Raw genomic sequence first — 19,347 nt, forward strand, 5'->3', positions numbered from 1 at the left:
CGCTCGTCAGACTGGGACATCGCCGGGCCGCCTGTCCGTGAGATGGGAGTCGTTCCTTCGATCGTGGCACATGATCGAGGAAGGCCGCAGGATTGCTGTTGACCTTGCCGCGGCGTCAACGTTTCTACTGGGCCTCATGCGGATCGGAGAGATCGCCGGCCTCGTCGGCATCACATCGCGGGCGGTACGCCACTACCACCACCTCGGGCTGCTGCCCGAGCCCCGGCGGCTGGCCAACGGCTACCGGGACTACACGCTGCGGGACGCCGTGCTGCTGGCCCGGATCAGGCGGCTGACCGAACTCGGGCTCGGGCTGGACGAGGTGCGGAACGTGCTGGCCGGCGACGCGGGGCGGGAACTCGTCGACGTACTGGAGGAGCTGGACGCCGATCTGGCGCGGCAGCAGGCGGAGATCGGGGCGCGCCGGGAGCGGCTGGGGGTGCTGTTGGAGCAGGCCCGGGCGGGGCGTCTGCCCGCCGAGGGGCCGGTGTCGCCGGTACTGGCGGAGCTGTTCGGGGACATGGCCCGGGCGTCGGCCGCGCTGCCGGGGCCCGAACCGGCGATGGCCGTGCGGGACCGGGAGATGCTCGCCCTGCTGGAGACGGTGGTGCCGGAGGAGGAGGGGGCGCGGCTGCTGGGCGCCATGCGGACGATGGCCGGGGCGCCGGGTGCGATGGAGCGGGCGTACGAGGTGTACGCACGGCTCGACGCGCTCGCGGACGCGGCGGCCGACGACGTACGGGTGGAGGAGACCGCGCGGGCGCTGGCGGCGCTGCTGCCGGACGAGGTGGTGCCGGAGGACATGGGGGACCTGGAGGGCGGGACGTTCACCGAGGTGTTCTTCGCGGACTTCTCGGCCGCGCAGGCGGAGGCCGTCCGGCGGGCGCTGCGGATCGCCGCGGAGCGTGCGCGGTGAGGCGGGTGGTGCGGGGCGTGGCGTACGCCCTGCTGCCGGCCGAGGTGGTGCTCGCCGTGTGCCTGGTGGCGGGGGTGCGGATACCGGGCGCCGTGGTGGTGGCGGCGGAGGTGGCGGTCCTCGCGCTGGTGGGCGCGGAGGTCGTGGTGTTCGTACGGCTGCGGCGGCGGGGGCTGACCCGGCGCCAGGCGGTGTACGAGCTGGTGCCGGAGCCGGTGGTGCGGCTGGTGGGGCATGAGCTGCGGCTGATGGTGAGCCTGGTGCGGTGGGTGGCGCGGCGGCCGCAGGGGGTCGGCGGGGCGGGGGTCGAGGCGTTCGGGCACGCACGGGACCAGGCCGCGTACATGTACGGGTTCCTGTTCGTGTGCGTGGTGGAGACGGCCGGCATGTCCTACCTGCTGGCCTCGTGGCCGGTCGTCCACGCCGTGGTCCTGGTGCTGGACGTCTACACGGTGCTGTTCGTGCTGGGGTTGCACGCGGCGTCCGTGACCCGGCCGCACGTGGTGGACGGGGACGCGGTGCGGGTGCGGCAGGGGGCGCACGTGGACGTGGTGATACCGCTGGAGCGGATCAGCGCCGTACGGCACGAGCTGCTGTTCTCTCACGAGAAGGAGGAGGGGGTGCTCAATCTGGCGGTCGCCTCGCAGACGTCCGTCACCATCGAGCTGAGCGAGGCGGTCACGGCCGTACGGCTGCTGGGCAAGAGGTATCCCGTACTCCTGGTGCGGTGCCATGCCGATGACGCGCGGGGTTTCGTGGACGCGGTCAGGCGGGCGCTCACGCAGGAGCGAACAGGGCCTTCGCCCGTCCCGGGTCCGCCTGCGTGAGCCGTACGCGCAGCCGCTCCCCCAGCGGGAGCGGGCGCGGGCCGCCCTCGACGCGCGCCACCACCGCCGGGTCCTCCAGGTGGACGGTGCCGATGGACGGGTCGCGGTCGTGCAGGTCGACGACGTACGCGTCGAAGACCTCGCCCACCCGGTCCTTGAGCAGGGCGGCCTCCACGATGTCGACGCACTCGCGCTCGACGGTGCCCGCCCGGCGTGAGCCCTCCGCCATCCGCTGCGGCAGGCCGGGCAGGGCGGCCCGTACCCACTCCGGGGGCCCCTCACCCGCGACGGCGGCCACGCACAGCTCACCGGCGTACCGGTCGACGAGGCGCCGCAGCGGGGCGGTGCAGTGGGTGTACTCGTCGGCGACGGCGGCGTGGACGGCCGGCACGGGGGTCTTGCCGTCGGTGAAGACGGTGTAGCCGGCGCCGCGCAGGAGCGTGGTGCAGTCCTGGAGGAAGGCGGCGTGGCGGGTGTCGCGCGGGTCGAGGGAGCGGACGAGGGCGGCGTACGAGACGTGGTGCGGCCAGTCGATGCCCAGCGCCTTCGCGGAGCGCCGCAGCCGGGCGACGGCGCCGTCGGGGGCGGTGGGGAGCGTACGGAGGATGCCGGTGCCGGCGGCGGTCATCAGGTCGGCGGCGGCCGCGCCGGTGAGCAGGGAGATCTGGGCGTTCCAGGCGTCGGCGGGACGGGGGGCACGGTACTCCAGCTCGTACCCGTGGTCGCGCTCGACGATCTCCTGCTCGGGGACGTTGAGGGAGATCCCGCCGCGTTCCACTTCCAGCCGTTCCCGCAGGGTGCCGATCTCGCGGAGGAGGGCGAGCGGCTCCTCGGCGGTGCCCGCGTCGAGCTGCTGCTGGACGCCCGCGTAGTCGAGCCGGGCGCGGCTGCGGACGAGGGCGCGGTGGACGTCGGTGGCGACGCGGCGGCCCTCGGCGTCGAGGTCGATGCGCCACAGGAGCACGGGGGCGGTCTGGCCGGGGAGGAGGCTGGCGGCGCCCTCGGAGATGACGGGCGGGTGGAGGGGGATGCGGCCGTCGGGGAAGTAGAGGGTGAGGACGCGGCGGTGGGCCTCGGCGTCGACCGCGCCGCCGGGGGCGACGAAGGCGGCGACGTCGGCGATGGCGTAGTGGACGCGGTAGCCGCCGTCGGCGCGGCGCGTGAGGTGCATGGCCTGGTCGAGGTCGGTGGAGCCGGGCGGGTCGATGGTGAAGAAGGGGAGGTCGGTGGCGTCGCGGCCGGGCAGCCGGGGCGTTTTCGCGGCGGCCTCCGCCTCGGCGAGGACGGCGGGCGGGAAGGCGTCGGGGACGTCGAGCTCGGTACGCAGCGCGCGCAGGGCGGCCCGCAGGGGCGCCTCGGCCGCGCCGGTCACACGCATCTGGCGGCGGGGCATGGGTCGAGCGTAGGGCGCGGGGCACGGGGCGGCACTTCGTACGGTGCGGCGCTTCGTACGCTCCGGCGCTTTGTACGCTGGCGCGGGGCCGCATCCCCGTTTTCGTACGTACTGAAGGAGAACCACCGTGCTCGTGCTGTTGCCGCCCTCGGAAGGAAAGGCCGCATCGGGGAGCGGCGCACCGCTGGAGCCGGGTTCGCTGTCGCTGCCGGGGCTCGCCCCCGCGCGCGCCGCCGTGCTGGAGGAGCTGGTGGAGCTGTGCGCCGGCGACGAGGACAAGGCGCGGGAGGTCCTCGGGCTGAGCGAGGGGCTGCGCGGCGAGGTCGCGAAGAACGCCGGGCTGCGGACGGCGGGTGCGCGGCCGGCCGGGGAGATCTACACGGGCGTGCTGTACGACGCGCTGGGCCTGGCGACGCTGGACGCGGCGGCGCGGGAGCGGGCGGGGCGGTCACTGCTGGTGTTCTCGGGGCTGTGGGGCGCGGTGCGGGTGGACGACCGGATCCCGTCGTACCGCTGCTCGATGGGCGTGAAACTGCCGGGGCTGGGGGCGCTCGGGGCGTACTGGCGTACGCCGATGGCGGCCGTGCTGCCGGAGGTGGCCGGGGACGGGCTGGTCCTGGACCTGCGGTCGGCGGCGTACGCGACGGCGTGGAAGCCGAAGGGCGAGGTCGGGGCACGGACGGCGACGGTGCGGGTGCTGCACGCGCCGACGCGGAAGGTGGTCAGCCACTTCAACAAGGCGACGAAGGGGCGGATCGTACGGAGCCTGCTGGAGGCGGGCGCGGTGCCCGGTTCGCCGGGTGAGCTGGTGGAGGCGCTGGGGGACCTGGGGTACGTGGTGGAGACGCCGGGGGCGGGGAAGCTGGACGTGCTGGTGGACGAGATCCACTGATACGTTGCGGAGGCTGCAACGGTCGTTGCGGGAGGTGATGCCGCTCGGCAGGATGGCCGCATGACTTCCGCCCCGTCCGTGCTCGACCATGCCCCCGTCGTGCCCGTCGTCGTCATCGAGGACGCCACCGACGCCGTACCGCTGGCGCGGGCGCTGGTGGCGGGCGGTCTGCCGGCGATCGAGGTCACGCTGCGGACACCCGCCGCGCTCGACGCAATCCGGTCGATCGCGGCCGAGGTCCCGGACGCCGTGGTCGGCGCGGGCACGGTCCTCTCGGCGCGGGCCGTGGCGGACGCGGTGGGCGCGGGGGCGCGGTTCCTGGTGAGCCCGGGGTGGACGGACGGGCTGCTGGACGCGCTGGAGGGGTCGGGCGTGCCGTTCCTGCCCGGCGTCTCGACCGCCTCGGAGGTCGTGGCGCTGCTGGAGCGCGGGGTGCGCGAGATGAAGTTCTTCCCGGCGGAGGCGGCGGGCGGCACGGCCTACCTGAAGTCACTGGCCGGCCCGCTGCCACAGGCCCGGTTCTGCCCGACGGGCGGCATCTCACTCGCATCGGCGCCCGCGTACCTGCGGCTGCCGAACGTGGGCTGCGTGGGCGGCACGTGGATGCTGCCGGGCGACGCACTCGCGGGCCGGGACTGGTCGCGGGTGGAATCGCTGGCGCGGGAGGCGTCGGCGTTGCGGAGCTGATACGCCGGGGCCGCGAGCCGGCGCTGTCGGCCGGTTGATGGGGCGCGCCGACCGCGGGTCGGCCCGGCGAGTTGTGGGGCGCGCCGGGAGCCCGCCCGGTAGCCGGGTGCGGGGCGCCGCGATCGGGCGTTGTCGGCCAGTTGTGGGTGTTCGAGCCCTGGCGGCCGGCTGGGGCCGAGTCACGAGCCGCGCCGTCGGCACGTTGCGGGGCCCGCTGCTTCCGGCCCGACCGGCCGGGGACACCGCCGGGCGGTTGTGGGGCGTATCCCGAGCGGCGCCGCCGGGCCGGGTGGGGCCGCGGAGTCGGGCCGGTCGACTGGTTGTTGTCCGGCGTACGGACCGGCGGCGAAGGCGAGGGTGCCTACGGGGTGAGCGCCGCCACCAGCCACGCGAACAGGCCGATGCCCGCGACGCCGGCCGCGATGAACGCGGCGGCGAAGGCGATGGCCGGGAGCGCGAGCGCGAGCAGCGCACAGGAGCGGCCCCGGGCCGCCTCCGCCTCCGTCTCCGCCTCGTAGTCGTCGCCCCAGGGGCCCACGTCAGGCGAACCCGACGTCGACGTGGTCGGCGACCGGGCGGTAGCCCAGGCGCTGGTAGAGCGCGGTGCTGGTGGGGTTGGCGACGTCGGCGAACAGCAGGACCTGCCGGGCGCCGGCGTCCTGGGCCGCGCGACTGGCGGCTGCGGTGACGGCCCCCGCGTAACCGCGACCGCGCAGTTCGGGCGGCGTGTAGACGGGCGCGACGCGGGACTGCCCGGCGACGAGCGGTGAGTGGGCCGCCATCGAGACGGGCCGGCCGCCGGTCTCCCAGACGTACAGCCCGCCGTACGCGACCCGCCGCTCGGCGTTCGCCGTGTGGTCGACGGTCGGACCCACGCCGATCTCGGCGGCGAAGGCGCTCATCCAGGCGGCGGCCAGCGGTACATCGGCAGCGGTGGCCCGCCGTGCGGTGCCCGGCGGCGCGGGCCGGGGCGGTGCGAGCTCGCCGAGCCGGAACAACCGGCTGCGGCGGGTGACCGCCCAGGACTCCCCAGGGGCCGTCCATGCCGCGGCAAACGCCCGCGCGGGCCCGTCGCCGCCCTTCACGCCCTCGACACGTGTTCCCCGCAGGGTTTCGGCGAGCTGCCGGGCAGCCACCTCCGGCATGGGCCCCAGCAGCGGATCCCTGGGCGGTGTCTGGACGAACACCGCCTCGACGGGCCCGCCGGCGTTACGACGCCAGAAACCGAACCGGGCGTCCTCGGTCCCGAGCGCCCGGGGGCCGTGGCGCCGTACCGTCTCCGCGACGGTGAGCGGCACGGTGTTGCCGGCCGGGTCGGCTTCGAGGTACGGCTCCGCCTCGCGCCGGAACTCCTCCACGTCATGGGTGACGTGCCAGCCGCCGGCGCTCACCGCAGGTGCGACGTGTCGTTCAGGAGGCGGACCGAGGCGTTGCCGTCCTTGTAGTACGCCACCGCCGAGAGCGACGCCGCGGCCAGCTCCATGCGGAACAGGGACTCCGGCGGAGCACCCAGGGCCAGGCGGATCAGCGTCTTGATGGGCGTGACGTGCGTGACCAGCAGGACGGTACGGCCCACGTGGCGGGCGGTCAGCTGGTCGCGGGTCGCCGCGACCCGGCGCGCGACGGCCGCGAAGGACTCGCCGCCCGTGGGGGCGGCCTTCGGGGAGGCCAGCCAGGCGTCCAGGTCGTCCGGGTACCGCTCCCGTACCTCCGCGAACGTCAGGCCCTCCCAGGCGCCGAAGTCCGTCTCGCGGAGCCCGTCCTCGATGCGGACGTCCAGGCCCAGGCGGGCCGCGATCGTCGCGGCGGTCTGACGGCACCGGGCGAGCGGCGACGACACGATCTCCTGGATGGTGCCGCGCGCCGCGAGGGCGGCCGCGACCGCGTCGGCCTGCCGGCGGCCCACCGGGGACAGGTCGGGGTCACTGCCCCCGCTGCCCGAGAAACGCTTCTCCGGCGTCAGCGCGGTCTCCCCGTGCCGCAGCAGCACGAACGTGGCCGGCGCCCCCAGGTCCGCCGCGGCCGCCCACCCGACGGGCGGGGTCGCGGTCGTCGCGGTCGTCGCGGTCGTCGCGGTACGGCTCGCGGCCGCGGCGACGCCCACCTCACTGAGCGCGTCCCCTCCGGCCGGTGCCACGCGGGTGGCCGCCGTGCTCGCGGGCGCCGCGCCCGCCGTACCGTCGGACGCCGCCGCGCCACCGCCCGCCCGCTCCGTCGTGCCCGTCAGCGCCGCGCGGGCCTTCGCCGCGCCCGCCGCCGCGTCGCCGACCACGCGGGCCGCACCCGTGTCGAGAGCACCGGCGCGGGCACCGGCGTCGAGCGCGGCCGTCGACGAGGACGGCTGCCACTGCTTGCCGCGCTTGCCCGCGTCCATCGCCTCGTTGGCGAGCCGGTCCGCGTGCTTGTTCCGCTCGCGCGGGATCCACTCGTACGTCACCTGCGACGGTGGGAAGATCCGGCCCGCCTCCGCCGCCAGCGGCTTCATGTCCGGGTGCTTGATCTTCCAGCGCCCGGACATCTGCTCCACGACCAGCTTGGAGTCCATCCGGACCCGGATCGTCGCGTCCGGCGCCAGCTCACGCGCCGCCTTCAGGCCCGCCACCAGGCCCTTGTACTCGGCGACGTTGTTCGTGGCGACGCCGATGTACTCGGCCGCCTCCGCCAGCGGCTCCCCCGACACCGGGTCCAGGACCACCGCCCCGTACCCCGCCGGGCCCGGGTTGCCCCGGGAGCCGCCGTCGGCCTCGACGATCAGTTCCCGCATGTCCGGCATTACAGGCCCGACTCCGCCGTACGCACCAGGATGCGGCGGCAGTTCTCGCACCGTACGACGGTGTCGGGCGCCGCCGCCCGCACGTCGTTCACCTCGGTGATGTTCAGCTCGATGTGGCAGCCCTCGCAGCGGCGCTGGAACAGGCGCGCCGCGCCCACCCCGCCCTGCTGCTGGCGGATCTTCTCGTACAGCTTCATCAGGTCGGCGGGAACGGAACCGGCCACGAGCTCGCGCTCCTTGGCGACGGACGCGGCCTCGCTGTCCAGCTCCTGCTGCTGCGCGTCGCGCCGGGCGACCGCGTCGTCGACCTTGGCCTGGACGGAGGAGACCCGCTCGGTCAGCTCGGCGACCCGCTCCTGGGCGGACTCGCGGCGCTCCATGACCTCCAGGACGATGTCCTCCAGGTCGCCCTGGCGCTTGGCCAGCGAGACGATCTCCTTCTGGAGGTTCTCCAGGTCCTTGGGGGACGTGATCGCCCCCGAGTCCAGCCGCTGCTGGTCGCGGACGGCACGCTGGCGCACCTGGTCGACGTCCTGCTCCGCCTTGGTCTGCTCGCGGGCGCAGTCGCTCTCCTCGGTCTGCGCGGCGACGAGCAGGTCGCGCAGCTGGGTGAGGTCCTTGTTCAGCGACTCGATCTCGGCGTGCTCGGGCAGGGACGTGCGCTTGTGGGCGAGCTGCGACAGGCGTACGTCGAGGGACTGGACGTCGAGGAGTCGGATCTGGTCGGCGGGCGCGGCGTTCAGTTGGGGGCTCCAGAAGAAGAGTGGTGGGACCACGGGTCGGTGACCGTCCTGGACACATGGACCCTGAGGTCCCAGCCGTGGCGGTCGGAAATCTCGTCGAGCTGGGCGGCGGCCAGCTCGCACCAGGGCCACTCGGTGGCCCAGTGGGCGGCGTCGACCAGCCCCAGCGGTGAGTGGTGGGTGGCCTCGGAGGCCGGGTGGTGGCGCAGGTCGGCGGTGAGGAACGCGTCCACGCCCGCCGCCCGTACGGCGTCGAAGAGCCCGTCGCCGGAGCCACCGCTGACCGCGACGGTACGGACGGTGGCGTCGGGGTCGCCCGCGACGCGGATGCCCTGCGCGGTGGCGGGCAGCCGCTCGGCGGCGCGGGCGGCGAACTCCCGCAGGGTCTCCGGGTGGTCCAGCTCGCAGATCCGGCCGAGGCCGTTCTCGGGCACGAGGGGCCCGGTGACGCGCAGGTCGAGGGCGCCGGCGAGGGCGTCGGAGACGCCGGGGTCGGCGGTGTCGGCGTTGGTGTGCGCGACGTGCAGCGCGATGTCGTTCTTGATCAGCGTGTGGACGACGCGGCCCTTGAAGTGGCCTGCCGCGACCGTCGTCGTACCGCGCAGATAGAGCGGGTGGTGGGCGACGATCAGCTCGGCGCCGAGCGCGATCGCCTCGTCGACGATCTCCTGTACGGGGTCGACGGCGAACAGCACGCGTGTGACGTCTCCGTCGGGGTCGCCGCAGACCGTGCCGACGGCGTCCCACTGTTCTGCCCGCTCGGGCGGCCAGAGGGCGTCGAGCTCGGCGATGACTTCAGACAGACGGGGCACGGAGGAAAGGCTACCTGGCCTGCCCTCCCGCCCCACACCTGTGGCCGCCCCCGTACTGCGGCGGCCCGCCACGGGAGCGGGCCCCGCCCCGGTGGCGGGCGCGGACGTGCGCGTACGGCCCTCCGGCCGCCGGGCCCGCCCCGGTCCGGCCGTCCCGCCGTCGGCCCGGCGCCGCACAGGTACGCGGCCGGGCTACGCCCGGTCAGGGCACCGCCCGGTGAAGGCACCGCCCGGTGAAGGCACCGCCTGAAGCGGCGACGGCACCCCCGTGCTCCGCCCGCGAGGGGCAGCGGCTGCACCCCCGGGCGTCGCACACCCGGCTGCCGGGCCCGGCCCGGTCGCCCACCCACGCAGCCCCGGCGCCCGCCCGGTGGGGCCGGTGGGCGGCGGGCGTGGCCCCTCCGGGCTCGTCTCCTCGAGGCCGGCGGCCTCGGGGACGACAGATGGGAGCCGTTACGGAGCCGCCAACCTCTGCGGGGACGACCCTGCACGGCCCCACCCCGGCCGTCGTTCGCCCGGCCGCAGTGGGGGGTCCGGACGAGGCAGGACGGGATGTCGTCGTCGCCCTCGCTCGACGCCCCGGCAGCACAACTGCACCTCCTTTCTCAGGCGAACCCGGACATCGCCACCCTTATAGGTGAAGCGCGAGGGCTCCCGTTGTTCGGCTGGAAGTGCGAAAACTAGCTTCGGTCGCCGGAGGTGACGACTCGATGACAGCCTGTGCCCTCGAGACCGCCGCGGAGGACGACGGCGCGGTGTCGCGTGCGAGTTTCACCATCGCGGCGAACGGCGCCTACGCGGCACGCCTGGCCGGTTCCGGCGAGGCGCTGTTCCCGGAGCGGTGGACGCTGGACGGGCCGGAGCCGTACGCGGTGCCGCTGCCGGCCGCCCAGCCCGAGGACCCGCACGCGCAGCTGCTTCCGCTGGTGGACGGGCGGGTGCTGATCGGGCGCCGGGTGGGCGGGCGGTACGTCTTCTCGCTGCTGTACCCGACCGGGCCGCGGACGGGCGAACTGCCGCTGGGCGCGGTGGAGTCGGCGTCGCTGCGGCTGCTGCCGCCGTCGCCGGACGGGGCGTGCGCCTACGCGCTGGCCGCCGGGGAGCACTCGACGGGTGTCTGGCGGGTGGCCGGCGGAGCCGGCGCCGGCCCCGAGCACGTCGCCGAGGTCAGGGGGCGCTGTACGGGTGGGGCGTGGCTGGACCGTACGGGCCGGATGCTCGCGCTGGACCGGCGGCCGCCCGGGGGCGGGCCGGTGAAGACGGTCGCGGTCGACCTGGAGCGGGGCGGCGAGATGACGCCGCTGCTGCAGATCACGGACGGCAGCGACGACCGGCTGCTGCTCGCGGACCCGGACAGCGGGCTGCTGCTGATCCGGTCCGACGCGCCGTCACCGGGCCACCACCGGCTGGGCTGGGGCGTTCTGGGGAGCTCGCTGCCGGTGCGTTTCCCGGAGTGCCTGCGCCCGGCCGACGCCGCGGTGACGCCGTTCGCGATACAGCCCGGTCAGACGCTGACGCCGGAGGCGTGCGCGGTGGCGTTGCGGATCGACGCGGCGGCGGGCAGCTGGGTGGGGCTGTGGCGCCCGGCGGGGCGGCGGCTGCACCACCTGGCCGCGCCCGAGGGGTGGCTGACCGGGGCCGGGCTGTGGACCAGGGAGGGGGTGCTGCGGCTGCCGTACGCGACCCGGTCGGTGCCGTGCGGCCTGGCCCGGGTCGACCCGGCCGTGGCGATGCGGGAGGAACCCGTACAGCATCCGGTCACCACACAATCGACACAAGCGGAATGCGCTGGTGGGGAACCGTCCGGGCGCGTGGTGACTCCTGGTGTGTGCAAGCCGGTGCCGTTGCAGCAGGCACCGCTCACCGGCCGCACAGCCCGTGGATAGACTCTCGGGCCGCAACATCGTCAGCGATCACTACGGGGTGACTTCCCACATGTCTGAAGCCAGCACCGACACGACCCACGGGCGACCGCAGGGGGACGCCGGCGGCTCCGGAAAGCACCGAGGGGGCGCGGCGTCGACGGAGGACCTCTCGACGCAGCCGCACGGCCGTCACCGCAAGGATCCGCACCACAGCGCGGCCTGACGGCACGACAGCTACAAGGGGCCGCCCCGGGGAGATCCCCCAGGGGCGGCCCCTTCGCCGTACGCGGCTCAGTCCTTCGTCAGGGACAGGACCTCGGAGGCGCCGAACGTCTCGCCGGGCGGCCGGCCGGCGTAGTACGGCGAGAGCAGGGCGTCCAGCTCCTCGTACGAGAACGCCTCCTTGGCCGTGTCGAACTTCGCCGCCACCCTGGGCCGTTCCATCACGGCGACCATTCCGCCGTGGACGACGAGCAGTTGGCCGTTGACGGCGGAGGCGGCGGGTGAGGCGAGGTAGCCGACGAGGGGCGCGACGTGGTCCGGGGACAGCGGGTCGAGGGCGTCGCTCGCGGTGGGCTCCTTGTAGCCGGCGAAGACGTCCTCGGTCATACGCGTACGGGCACGGGGACAGATGGCGTTGCACGTGACGCCGTACTTGGCGAGCGCGAGCGCCGTGGAGGTGGTCAGGCCCACGATGCCGCCCTTGGCGGCGGCGTAGTTGGGCTGGCCCGCCGAGCCCGCGAGGAACGCCTCGGAGGAGGTGTTGACGATCCGGCCGTGGACCGGTGCCCCGGTCTCCTTCGCGCGCTCGCGCCAGTGGACGGACGCGAAGTGGGTGGTGTTGAAGTGGCCCTTGAGGTGGACGCGTATCACCGCGTCCCACTCCGCCTCGTTCATCGAGAAGATCATCCGGTCGCGGAGGATGCCCGCGTTGTTGACCAGGATGCCGAGTCCGCCGTACGTGTCGATGGCGAGGCCCACCAGCTCGCCGGCCGTGGCGTGGTCGGCGACGTCCCCGACGTGGGCGACCGCCCGGCCGCCCGCCGCGTGGATCTCGGCGACGACCTCGGCGGCCGCGGCCGCCGACCCCTCCCCGTAGTCGTTGACGACGACCGCCGCACCGAGCCGGGCCAGTTCGAGCGCTTCCGCGCGGCCGAGGCCCCGGCCGGCGCCTGTGACGATCGCGGAGAGGTCCCGTAGAGGCATGGACATGGGATCTCCTCCTCAGATCTCGATGCAGGTACGCAGCGCCTCGCCCGTCCGCATCTGCTCCAGCGCGTCGTTGATGCCCGCCAGCGGCACCCGGTGGGTGATCAGGCCCGCGAGGTCGATACGGCCCGCCCGCCACAGGGCGATGGCCCTCTCGTACGAGCGGAGCACGTCACCGCCCCCGTACATCGAGGGCAGGATCCGCTTCTCGTCGAAGAACAGCTCGAACATGTTGAGCTGGAGGAAGTCGTCCATGGCGCCCGCGCCGACGATGCAGAGCGTGCCGCCGCGCCGGGTCGACTCGTAGGCGGTGCGGGCCGTGGCGGACCGGCCGACGACCTCGAAGACGTAGTCGAAGCCCTCACCGGCGGTGATCCGCTGCTTGGCGTCGGGGAGTCCGTCCGGGGCCACCGCCTCGGTCGCGCCGAACCGCAGCGCCGCCTCGCGGCGGGAGGCCACCGGGTCGACGGCCACGATCTGGGCCGCGCCCTGGAGCTTGGCGCCCTGGATCGCGGAGATGCCGACGCCTCCGCAGCCGATGACCGCGACCGACGAACCGGCCTCCACGCGCGCGGTGTTGATGGCCGCGCCCAGTCCGGTGGTCACGCCGCAGCCGATGAGCGCGGCGATGTCGAAGGGGACGTCGTCGGGTATGGGCACCGCGCAGCCGGCGTCGACGACGACCTCCTCGGCGAAGGTTCCGGTGCCGGCGAAGCCGAAGACGTCCCCGCCGGGGCGCTTGAAGTTGGGCGTGCCGGCGTTCATGAAGCCGGCGAGGCACAGCTGGGTCTGGCCCCGCTTGCAGGACGGGCAGTCGCCGCAGGCGGGCAGCCAGCACAGCAGCACCCGGTCGCCGGGCTTGTGGGCGGTCACCCCGCCGCCGACGTCCACGATCTCGCCCGCGCCCTCGTGGCCGGGGACGAAGGGCGCCGGCTGCGGCAGGACGCCGTTCATCGCGGAGACGTCGGAGTGGCACAGGCCCGTCGCCCTGACCCGGATGCGCACCTTGCCGGGGCCGAAGCCCACCGCCTCGACGTCGTCGAGGACTTCGAGTTTGTCCTGGCCGGTCTCGTGCAGTACGGCTGCGCGCATGGTGCGGCTCCCTTCACACGGTTTCTACGAGGGTGTCGGCGAGGACCGGGGCGTCGTCCCGCTCGGCGGCGGACACCGCCACCCGTACGCCCGTGTCCTGGCGCCACATCCGGATACGGAGGGTCTCGCCCGGGTACACCACACCGGCGAAGCGGGTGCGGTACGAGCGGACACGGGTGACGTCGCCGTCGAGGAGCGTGTCGGCGACGGCCTTCAGCGTCATGCCGTAGGTGCACAGGCCGTGCAGGATCGGCCGGTCGAAGCCGGCGAGCTTGGCGAACTCGGGGTCGGCGTGGAGCGGGTTCCAGTCGCCGGAGAGCCGGTAGAGCAGCGCCTGGTCCTCCCGGACGTGCCGCTCGACGGTCCGGTCGGGGGCGCGGTCGGGGGGTTCGGGGCGGGCGGAGGGGCCGCGGTCGCCGCCGAAGCCGCCTTCGCCGCGTACGTAGATCTCGGTGTCGCTCGTCCACAGCGGCCCGTCGTCGTCGGCCGCCTCGGAGCGGAGGACGAGGACGGCCGCCTTGCCCTTGTCGTACACAGCGGCGACGCGGGAGGTGGTGGCCGCCCGGCCGCGCACGGGGATGGGCCGGTGCAGGTGGATGGCCTGCCCGCCGTGCAGGACGGCGGAGAGGTCGACGTCGATGCCGGGTGCCGCCAGCCCGCCCATCATGCCCATCCCGGCGCCCGCGACGGTGGCGAAGCTGGGCAGGACGTGCAGCCGGGATTCCAGGGTGTAGCGCAGCTCGTCGGGGTCGGTGGCGGGGGTGCCGGCGCCGAGGCCGAGGTGGTAGAGCTGGACGTCCTTGTGGTCCCAGGTGATCTCGGCGGAACGGGGCTCGGCCGCGAGTGCCTGGCCTGCGTCAATGGGCATGGGGCTCCTGCTCGTCGCTGGAGACCTCGGCACGGCCGTCCGCACCGTCGGCCGCGCCGAGGCCGTGAAGGGACCGGTTCTAGAACGCGTTCTAGGGCCGGTGGTCCTCCTGTATAGCGCGGGGCCCTGGGGTTGGGAAGAGTCCTGACGCCGCGTCAGGTCTGGTGGCGCGCTCCTGGCCCTCCCGTTGTGGGCAGTCGTGCCGCAGAGCCCGTCTCCCCCCGTTGTGGGCAGTCGTGCCGCAGGGCGATGGGGGTCCCCCCTGCTCGAGCGAAGCCGAGAGCTTGGGGGAGGGTGGGCACAACGGGCCAGGGCGGCGCCTGTTCTCGGTTACCCCCGTGACGGCGCCCTCGCGGGGCGGGCACCCCCGGTACCGGGGGGCGGGGCGGCGGCCGAGCGCGGCGGCCGGGCGCGCGGGACGCCGCGGCGGCGGGCGGGTCCCGGGGGTCGGGACCGGCTCCGCGGCGCGGCGTCCGGGTCGCGGGCGGGCTGCCGGCGAGAGGGTCGGTCGGCAGCCGTCAGGGGGACGGATCAGCCGGGCTGAAGGGGGTCAGAGCTTGTCCATGCCCTTGTACGGGCTGACGATGCGGGTCTTCTGGGAGCCGAAGTCGACGAGCGTGGCGATCTGGTCCTCGACGGCGATGACCGTGCCGAGGCCGTGCCTGTCGTGGGAGACCCGGTCCCCTACCGCGAAGTGCTTGATCGGTGCGGCGACGGGGGCTTTGAAGGGACTGGTGGCGAGGTGGCGCCGGGGCGCGGAGCGATTCGTCATTTCCCGCCAGTATGCGGCACGGAGGCCGGATGGGGCAGGGGGCTGCCGTGACCGGGGGCCGACCGTAACCTACGCCTCGGTGCGGCGCGGCAGCCACAGCAGCATCAGCACGGCGCCCACCAGCAGGATCCCCGCGCCGGTGCGGAACGCCAGCGCGTACCCGGCCGTGAGCGCCTCCGGCCCCGTACCGCCCGCCATCCGGGACGCGGCGACCGTCGACAGGACGGCCAGGCCCAGCGCGCCGCCCATCGTGCGTGAGGTGTTGACCAGGCCCGAGACCAGGCCGGCGTCGCCCGGTGCGGCGCCCGACGTGGCGAGCGAGGCGAGCGGGGTGATGGCCAGCCCGATGCCGGCCATCATCAGGATGCCGGGCCCCAGGATGGTCGTGACGTACGTACCGTGCGCGTCCATCAGGGACTGCCAGCCGAACCCGGTGGCGGCGATCAGCGTGCCGATCGCCGCGAGGTTGCGCGCCCCGGTCGTCACCATCAGCCGCGGCGCCAGCTTGGAGCCGACGATGACGCTGATCGAGCTCGGTACGAGGGCGAGGCCTGCCGCCAGCGGGGAATAGCCGAGCACGTTCTGGGCGTACACCGTCATGAAGAACCACATGGCGAACGAGGCGGAGCCGTTCATCAGCATCGCCACGTTGGCCGCCGACACGGCCCTGGACCGGAACAGCTTCAGCGGCATCAGCGGGGCGTTCGTCCGGGCCTCGACCGCCACGAACGCCACCAGCAGCGCCACCCCGCCGAGCAGCGGCAGCAGCGTCGCGCCCGCGCCCCAGCCGGCCTCCTCGGTCTGCACGATGCCGTACGCCACGGCCGCCAGCCCGCCGGTGACGAGCACCGCGCCGGGCAGGTCGAGCCGCCGGCCGCCCTCCGTCCTGCTCTCGCGGATCCACAGCGCGGCGCCGACGAGCACCAGCACACCGACCGGCACGTTGATCAGCAGCACCCAGCGCCAGGAGAGCAGGTCGGTCAGGACGCCGCCGACCAGCCCGCCCGCCGCGCCGCCGCCCGCGCCCACCGCCGACCAGGTGCCTATCGCACGGGTCCGCGCGGGCCCCGGCGGCACCGCGCCGGTCACGATGGTGAGCGTCGCGGGCGCGAGGACCGCGGCCCCGAGCCCCTGCGCGGCACGGGCGGCGAGCAGCTGCCAGCCCTCCACGGCGAGGCCACCGGCCACGGAGGCCGCGGTGAACAGCCCGAGCCCCACCAGGAACATACGCTTGCGCCCGAAGAGGTCCGCCGCCCGCCCGCCGAGCAGCATGAACCCGGCGAAGGCGATCGAGTACGCGTTGAGCACCCACTGGAGCCCGATCGCCGACAGCCCGAGGTCGGCGCGCATCGACGGCAGCGCCACGTTCACCACGGAGACGTCGAGGACCACCAGGAACTGCCCGGCACAGGCGGCGGAAAGCACCACCCAGGTACGGGCGGCGGGGCGAGGTGAGCCGGCGGCTGTGGGCGCGGGGACGGTGGTGTCGATACGGGGCTGAGACATGGCTGTCATGGTCGCAGGTGCCGTGCGCTCCGTACATCAGGATATGTACCTACGCCGGAAGTCCCGCGTGGGACCGCGCCGCCTACGATGTGACCGCCCAGTAGGACCGTCCGACGCCATCGTCCGACCAGGAGGAACCCATGGCTGTGCCTGCCGCGCCCAAGCCGGAGACGCTCGCCGCCTTCGAGGCCGCCAAGGGGTTCATGCCCGTACGCGAGGGCCTGGCGCTCCACGCGGCGGCCGCCGAGGCGGGGCGGCTGGGGCTGCCGCTGCTGGAGGTCGGCACGTACTGCGGCCGTTCCACGATCCTGCTCGCCGACGCGGCCCGCGCGGCGGGCACGGTGGCCGTCACGGTCGACCACCACCGGGGCAGCGAGGAGCAGCAGCCGGGCTGGGAGTACCACGACCCGACGGTGGTGGACCCGGAGGTCGGGCTGATGGACACGCTGCCGACGTTCCGCCGCACGCTGCACGCGGCGGGCCTGGAGGAGCACGTGATCGCGGTCGTCGGCCGCTCGCCGCAGGTCGCGCGGGTGTGGGCGGGCGAGGTCGGCCTGGTCTTCATCGACGGCGGCCACACCGACGAGCACGCCACGTCCGACTACGAGGGCTGGGCGCCGCGCGTGGCCGAGGGCGGACTGCTGGTCATCCACGACGTGTTCCCCGACCCCGCGGACGGCGGCCAGGCCCCGTACCGCATCTACCAGCGGGCCCTGGAGTCCGGCGCGTTCACCGAGGTGTCGGTCACGGACTCGCTGCGCGTCCTGCGCCGCACGGCCCCGGGCATCTGACGGAGCGCGCCGGCTCCCGCGCCGGCCGGCGCCCCGGGTGCCGGACGTGGTGCCTCAGCCGGCCAAGGCACGGCAGGCACCGGCCGGCCGGGCAGACGGGGCACGCCCGTGTCGGATCACCGGAGTCGTGGGCGGGATGGGACACCCAGAGCCCGGATACTCATCGCCGAAAGGTGTCCCACACCGCCCACAACTCCCCGGCCCTGGTGCCGGTGTGACGGTGGGGGCTGGGGTGAGGCGTCCTGGTGAGGCAGGCGGGGCCAGGGGGCGCCGAGCCCCGCACGCCGCGCCCGCATGACGCCAAGCGACGGCCGTCGTGTCCCGTTGCAGGACCAGGTCAGCCCGGCACCCGGGGCGAGGCCCAGCCCCTCGCCTCCAGGAGTCCGGCGGGATCCGGACACGGTGCCCCGCACGGTCGGCTTCCTGTCCGGCACCCGCCTGGGGCACGTCCTTCCCGGCGCCACTGCTGCTCTGCGGCAGCCCCGGGGTCCCGAACACGTCATCGGACCTTCAGGACGGCCCCTCCGCCCCCTCCAGTCCCAGCCGTATCGCCTCGCCGGAGATGTGGGCGGGATCGGACACCCACAGCCCGGGCACCACGGCGGGAAGGTGTCCCACACCGCACACAACACCCCCGATCCCGGTACTGCCGTGACCAAGGAGACGGGTGGGACCTCCCTGTGTGGCAGGCGGGGCCGGACCGGGACCGCGAGCCGACAGGCCGGCCACCCAGCCACACCCACCCCTTCACCCCGGCCAGCGGGGCGACACCACGGCCCAGCCCCGCACCCACCCCAGCCACCCGCCTGAACGCCGACCCCTCACCCACCCGCACCCGCCAAGCCGACCCCGGAAGCCCCATGCCACTCGGGCGTACCCACCACCCACCGAAGCGAGGTCCTGTACCTCAGCCGAAAGACGAGCCGCAGCCGCTTAACCCAGCCGCCACCGCCCCATTCCACTGCCGCGCCCCCTCCGCCGCCCGCCTCCCGGCCATGAACGGCACGGGCATAGGGCGGCCCCTCCTGGACCCGTTCCCCCGGGCCGCCCTCCGAGTGGGAAAAGGCGGGCGGAGGCGGCCGGTCAAGGGTGGAGCGCAGCGACATCGCGAAGCGACGCGACCGAAGGGAGCGCCCTTGACGGGGCGCCGGAGCCCGCCACACTCGGAGAGAGGGCGGCCCACACGCCCACCATGACCGGCGCGGCCACCTTGTGCGGGGGCGGTGCGGCGGCCGTACGCCTCCGTACGCATACCATCGCAGGGTGCACGATGACGACAGCTCGAGTCCCGTCCGCCGCAAGCTCGTGCTCGCGGTCGGCGCGCCGCTGGCCGCCGCGCTGGCCGGGTGGCTGGCCTGGCAGGCGATGAGCGGCGACGGGAGCGAGCGGGTACCGAAGGCGCTCGGGCCGATGCCGGTCGCCTCCGACGTGGCGCAGGGCACCCCGCCCGCCCCCGCCGCGCGGCCCCTCGCCGGAAAGACCGTCGTGATCGATCCGGGTCACAACCCCGGCAACTTCGATCACCCCCGTGAGATCAACCGGCTCGTGGACATCGGAACGAACCGCAAGGAATGCGACACCACCGGTACGTCCACGAACTCCGGTTACACGGAAGCCGCATTCACCCTGGATGTTTCACACCGTCTTCGCACCCTGCTCCAGAAGCAGGGCGCGACGGTGACCCTCACCCAGGACGCCGACCGCCCCTACGGCCCGTGCATCGACGAGCGCGCCCGCATCGGCAACGCCGCGAAGGCCGACGCCGTGGTGTCGGTCCACGCGGACGGCTCGGGCACCGGCAACCGCGGCTTCCACGTGATCCTTCCCGCACTGGTCAAGGGCGGGGCGGCCGACACGACGAGGATCGTCGGCCCGTCACGCGCCCTCGGTGAGCGCATCGCACGGGAGTTCGCGCTGGCCACCGGAACCGCTCCGGCCAACTACATCGGCGGGGGTGCCGGTTTGGACGTACGCAAGGACCTCGGCGGCCTGAATCTGTCGACCGTGCCCAAAGTGTTCGTCGAATGCGGCAATATGCGTGACCCGAAGGACGCCGCATTGCTGACAGACACGGCATGGCGGCAGAAAGCGGCCCAGGGAATCGCGGCCGGCGTCAGCACCTACCTGCGGGACTAGGTCCGGCGGACGATAGCCTGCCGGGGGTCCGGTCACCCCGGGCCCAGACCCGTACCGCATCCGTA

Annotated in this window: 18 protein-coding genes; 7 read left to right on the plus strand and 11 right to left on the minus strand. The window is 74.4% G+C overall.

Features of this window, described 5'->3' with window-relative positions:
• Nucleotides 1-136: 136 nt before the first annotated feature.
• Nucleotides 137-916 carry a MerR family transcriptional regulator gene (locus tag BKD26_RS08535; protein WP_084897218.1) on the plus strand — a complete coding sequence of 260 codons (780 nt, stop codon included), beginning with the start codon at nt 137-139 and terminating at the stop codon, nt 914-916.
• On the plus strand, nt 913-1,743 hold the full coding sequence (locus BKD26_RS08540) for a hypothetical protein (RefSeq protein ID WP_084897219.1): 831 nt from the start codon (nt 913-915) through the stop codon (nt 1,741-1,743). Before BKD26_RS08535 ends, BKD26_RS08540 begins: the two co-directional genes overlap by 4 nt.
• On the opposite strand, the gene BKD26_RS08545 is transcribed toward BKD26_RS08540, so the two are convergent.
• On the minus strand, nt 1,694-3,136 hold the full coding sequence (locus BKD26_RS08545; protein WP_084897220.1) for an RNB domain-containing ribonuclease: 1,443 nt from the start codon (nt 3,134-3,136) through the stop codon (nt 1,694-1,696). The two genes, BKD26_RS08540 and BKD26_RS08545, sit on opposite strands and share 50 nt — an antisense overlap.
• A 127-nt stretch (nt 3,137-3,263) precedes the next feature.
• On the opposite strand from BKD26_RS08545, the gene yaaA reads away from it, so the two are divergent.
• Both yaaA and eda read left to right on the plus strand, forming a co-directional pair.
• Nucleotides 3,264-4,028 (plus strand): peroxide stress protein YaaA, encoded by a 765-nt coding sequence (gene yaaA / locus BKD26_RS08550; RefSeq protein ID WP_084897221.1) that lies wholly within the window; start codon nt 3,264-3,266, stop codon nt 4,026-4,028.
• A 60-nt stretch (nt 4,029-4,088) separates the two neighbouring features.
• Nucleotides 4,089-4,715, plus strand: coding sequence for a bifunctional 4-hydroxy-2-oxoglutarate aldolase/2-dehydro-3-deoxy-phosphogluconate aldolase (gene eda / locus BKD26_RS08555; protein ID WP_084897222.1), 627 nt, complete (start codon nt 4,089-4,091; stop codon nt 4,713-4,715).
• Nucleotides 4,716-5,076: 361 nt separating this feature from the next.
• On the opposite strand, the gene BKD26_RS40170 is transcribed toward eda, so the two are convergent.
• Genes BKD26_RS40170 through BKD26_RS08575 form a run of 5 tightly spaced genes read right to left on the minus strand, consistent with a single transcriptional unit; the run spans nt 5,077 to nt 9,043 of the window.
• Nucleotides 5,077-5,253, minus strand: a complete 177-nt coding sequence (locus tag BKD26_RS40170) for a hypothetical protein (RefSeq protein ID WP_179166468.1) — start codon at nt 5,251-5,253, stop codon at nt 5,077-5,079.
• A gap of 1 nt (nt 5,254) precedes the next feature.
• A complete protein-coding gene (locus BKD26_RS08560; RefSeq protein WP_084897223.1) occupies nt 5,255-6,106 on the minus strand; it encodes a GNAT family N-acetyltransferase in 852 nt (283 codons plus the stop codon).
• Nucleotides 6,103-7,479, minus strand: a complete 1,377-nt coding sequence (locus BKD26_RS08565; RefSeq protein ID WP_084897391.1) for a bifunctional RNase H/acid phosphatase — start codon at nt 7,477-7,479, stop codon at nt 6,103-6,105. The genes BKD26_RS08560 and BKD26_RS08565 overlap by 4 nt, the downstream gene beginning before the upstream one ends.
• An 8-nt stretch (nt 7,480-7,487) precedes the next feature.
• Nucleotides 7,488-8,231: a C4-type zinc ribbon domain-containing protein gene (locus tag BKD26_RS08570; RefSeq protein ID WP_179166486.1), complete on the minus strand. Its 744-nt coding sequence runs from the start codon at nt 8,229-8,231 to the stop codon at nt 7,488-7,490.
• Nucleotides 8,228-9,043 (minus strand): Nif3-like dinuclear metal center hexameric protein, encoded by an 816-nt coding sequence (locus tag BKD26_RS08575; RefSeq protein ID WP_084897224.1) that lies wholly within the window; start codon nt 9,041-9,043, stop codon nt 8,228-8,230. The genes BKD26_RS08570 and BKD26_RS08575 overlap by 4 nt, the downstream gene beginning before the upstream one ends.
• A gap of 710 nt (nt 9,044-9,753) precedes the next feature.
• Here BKD26_RS08575 and BKD26_RS08585 point away from each other — a divergent pair.
• The gene (locus BKD26_RS08585; protein WP_084897226.1) at nt 9,754-10,929 is read left to right on the plus strand and encodes a hypothetical protein; all 1,176 of its coding nucleotides are present in this window, start codon (nt 9,754-9,756) and stop codon (nt 10,927-10,929) included.
• 270 nt (nt 10,930-11,199) lie between these two features.
• Here the strand turns inward: BKD26_RS08585 and BKD26_RS08590 are convergent, their stop codons facing one another.
• From BKD26_RS08590 to BKD26_RS08610, 5 genes are all read right to left on the minus strand, one after another.
• On the minus strand, nt 11,200-12,120 hold the full coding sequence (locus BKD26_RS08590; protein WP_084897227.1) for a 3-oxoacyl-ACP reductase: 921 nt from the start codon (nt 12,118-12,120) through the stop codon (nt 11,200-11,202).
• Between the two features lie 12 nt (nt 12,121-12,132).
• On the minus strand, nt 12,133-13,209 hold the full coding sequence (locus BKD26_RS08595) for a Zn-dependent alcohol dehydrogenase (protein WP_084897228.1): 1,077 nt from the start codon (nt 13,207-13,209) through the stop codon (nt 12,133-12,135).
• Nucleotides 13,210-13,222: 13 nt separating this feature from the next.
• Nucleotides 13,223-14,077 carry a MaoC/PaaZ C-terminal domain-containing protein gene (locus tag BKD26_RS08600; protein WP_084897229.1) on the minus strand — a complete coding sequence of 285 codons (855 nt, stop codon included), beginning with the start codon at nt 14,075-14,077 and terminating at the stop codon, nt 13,223-13,225.
• Nucleotides 14,078-14,627: 550 nt separating this feature from the next.
• Nucleotides 14,628-14,849, minus strand: a complete 222-nt coding sequence (locus BKD26_RS08605; protein WP_073751884.1) for a hypothetical protein — start codon at nt 14,847-14,849, stop codon at nt 14,628-14,630.
• 69 nt (nt 14,850-14,918) lie between these two features.
• The gene (locus tag BKD26_RS08610; RefSeq protein WP_107417793.1) at nt 14,919-16,355 is read right to left on the minus strand and encodes an MFS transporter; all 1,437 of its coding nucleotides are present in this window, start codon (nt 16,353-16,355) and stop codon (nt 14,919-14,921) included.
• A gap of 140 nt (nt 16,356-16,495) precedes the next feature.
• On the opposite strand from BKD26_RS08610, the gene BKD26_RS08615 reads away from it, so the two are divergent.
• Nucleotides 16,496-17,146: a class I SAM-dependent methyltransferase gene (locus tag BKD26_RS08615; RefSeq protein ID WP_084897231.1), complete on the plus strand. Its 651-nt coding sequence runs from the start codon at nt 16,496-16,498 to the stop codon at nt 17,144-17,146.
• Between the two features lie 1,263 nt (nt 17,147-18,409).
• The gene (locus tag BKD26_RS08620) at nt 18,410-19,282 is read left to right on the plus strand and encodes an N-acetylmuramoyl-L-alanine amidase (protein ID WP_107417794.1); all 873 of its coding nucleotides are present in this window, start codon (nt 18,410-18,412) and stop codon (nt 19,280-19,282) included.
• The last annotated feature ends 65 nt before the right edge of the window (nt 19,283-19,347 follow it).

The organism is Streptomyces sp. CB03238 (genome assembly GCF_002099185.1).
Classification (GTDB): Bacteria; Actinomycetota; Actinomycetes; order Streptomycetales; family Streptomycetaceae; genus Streptomyces.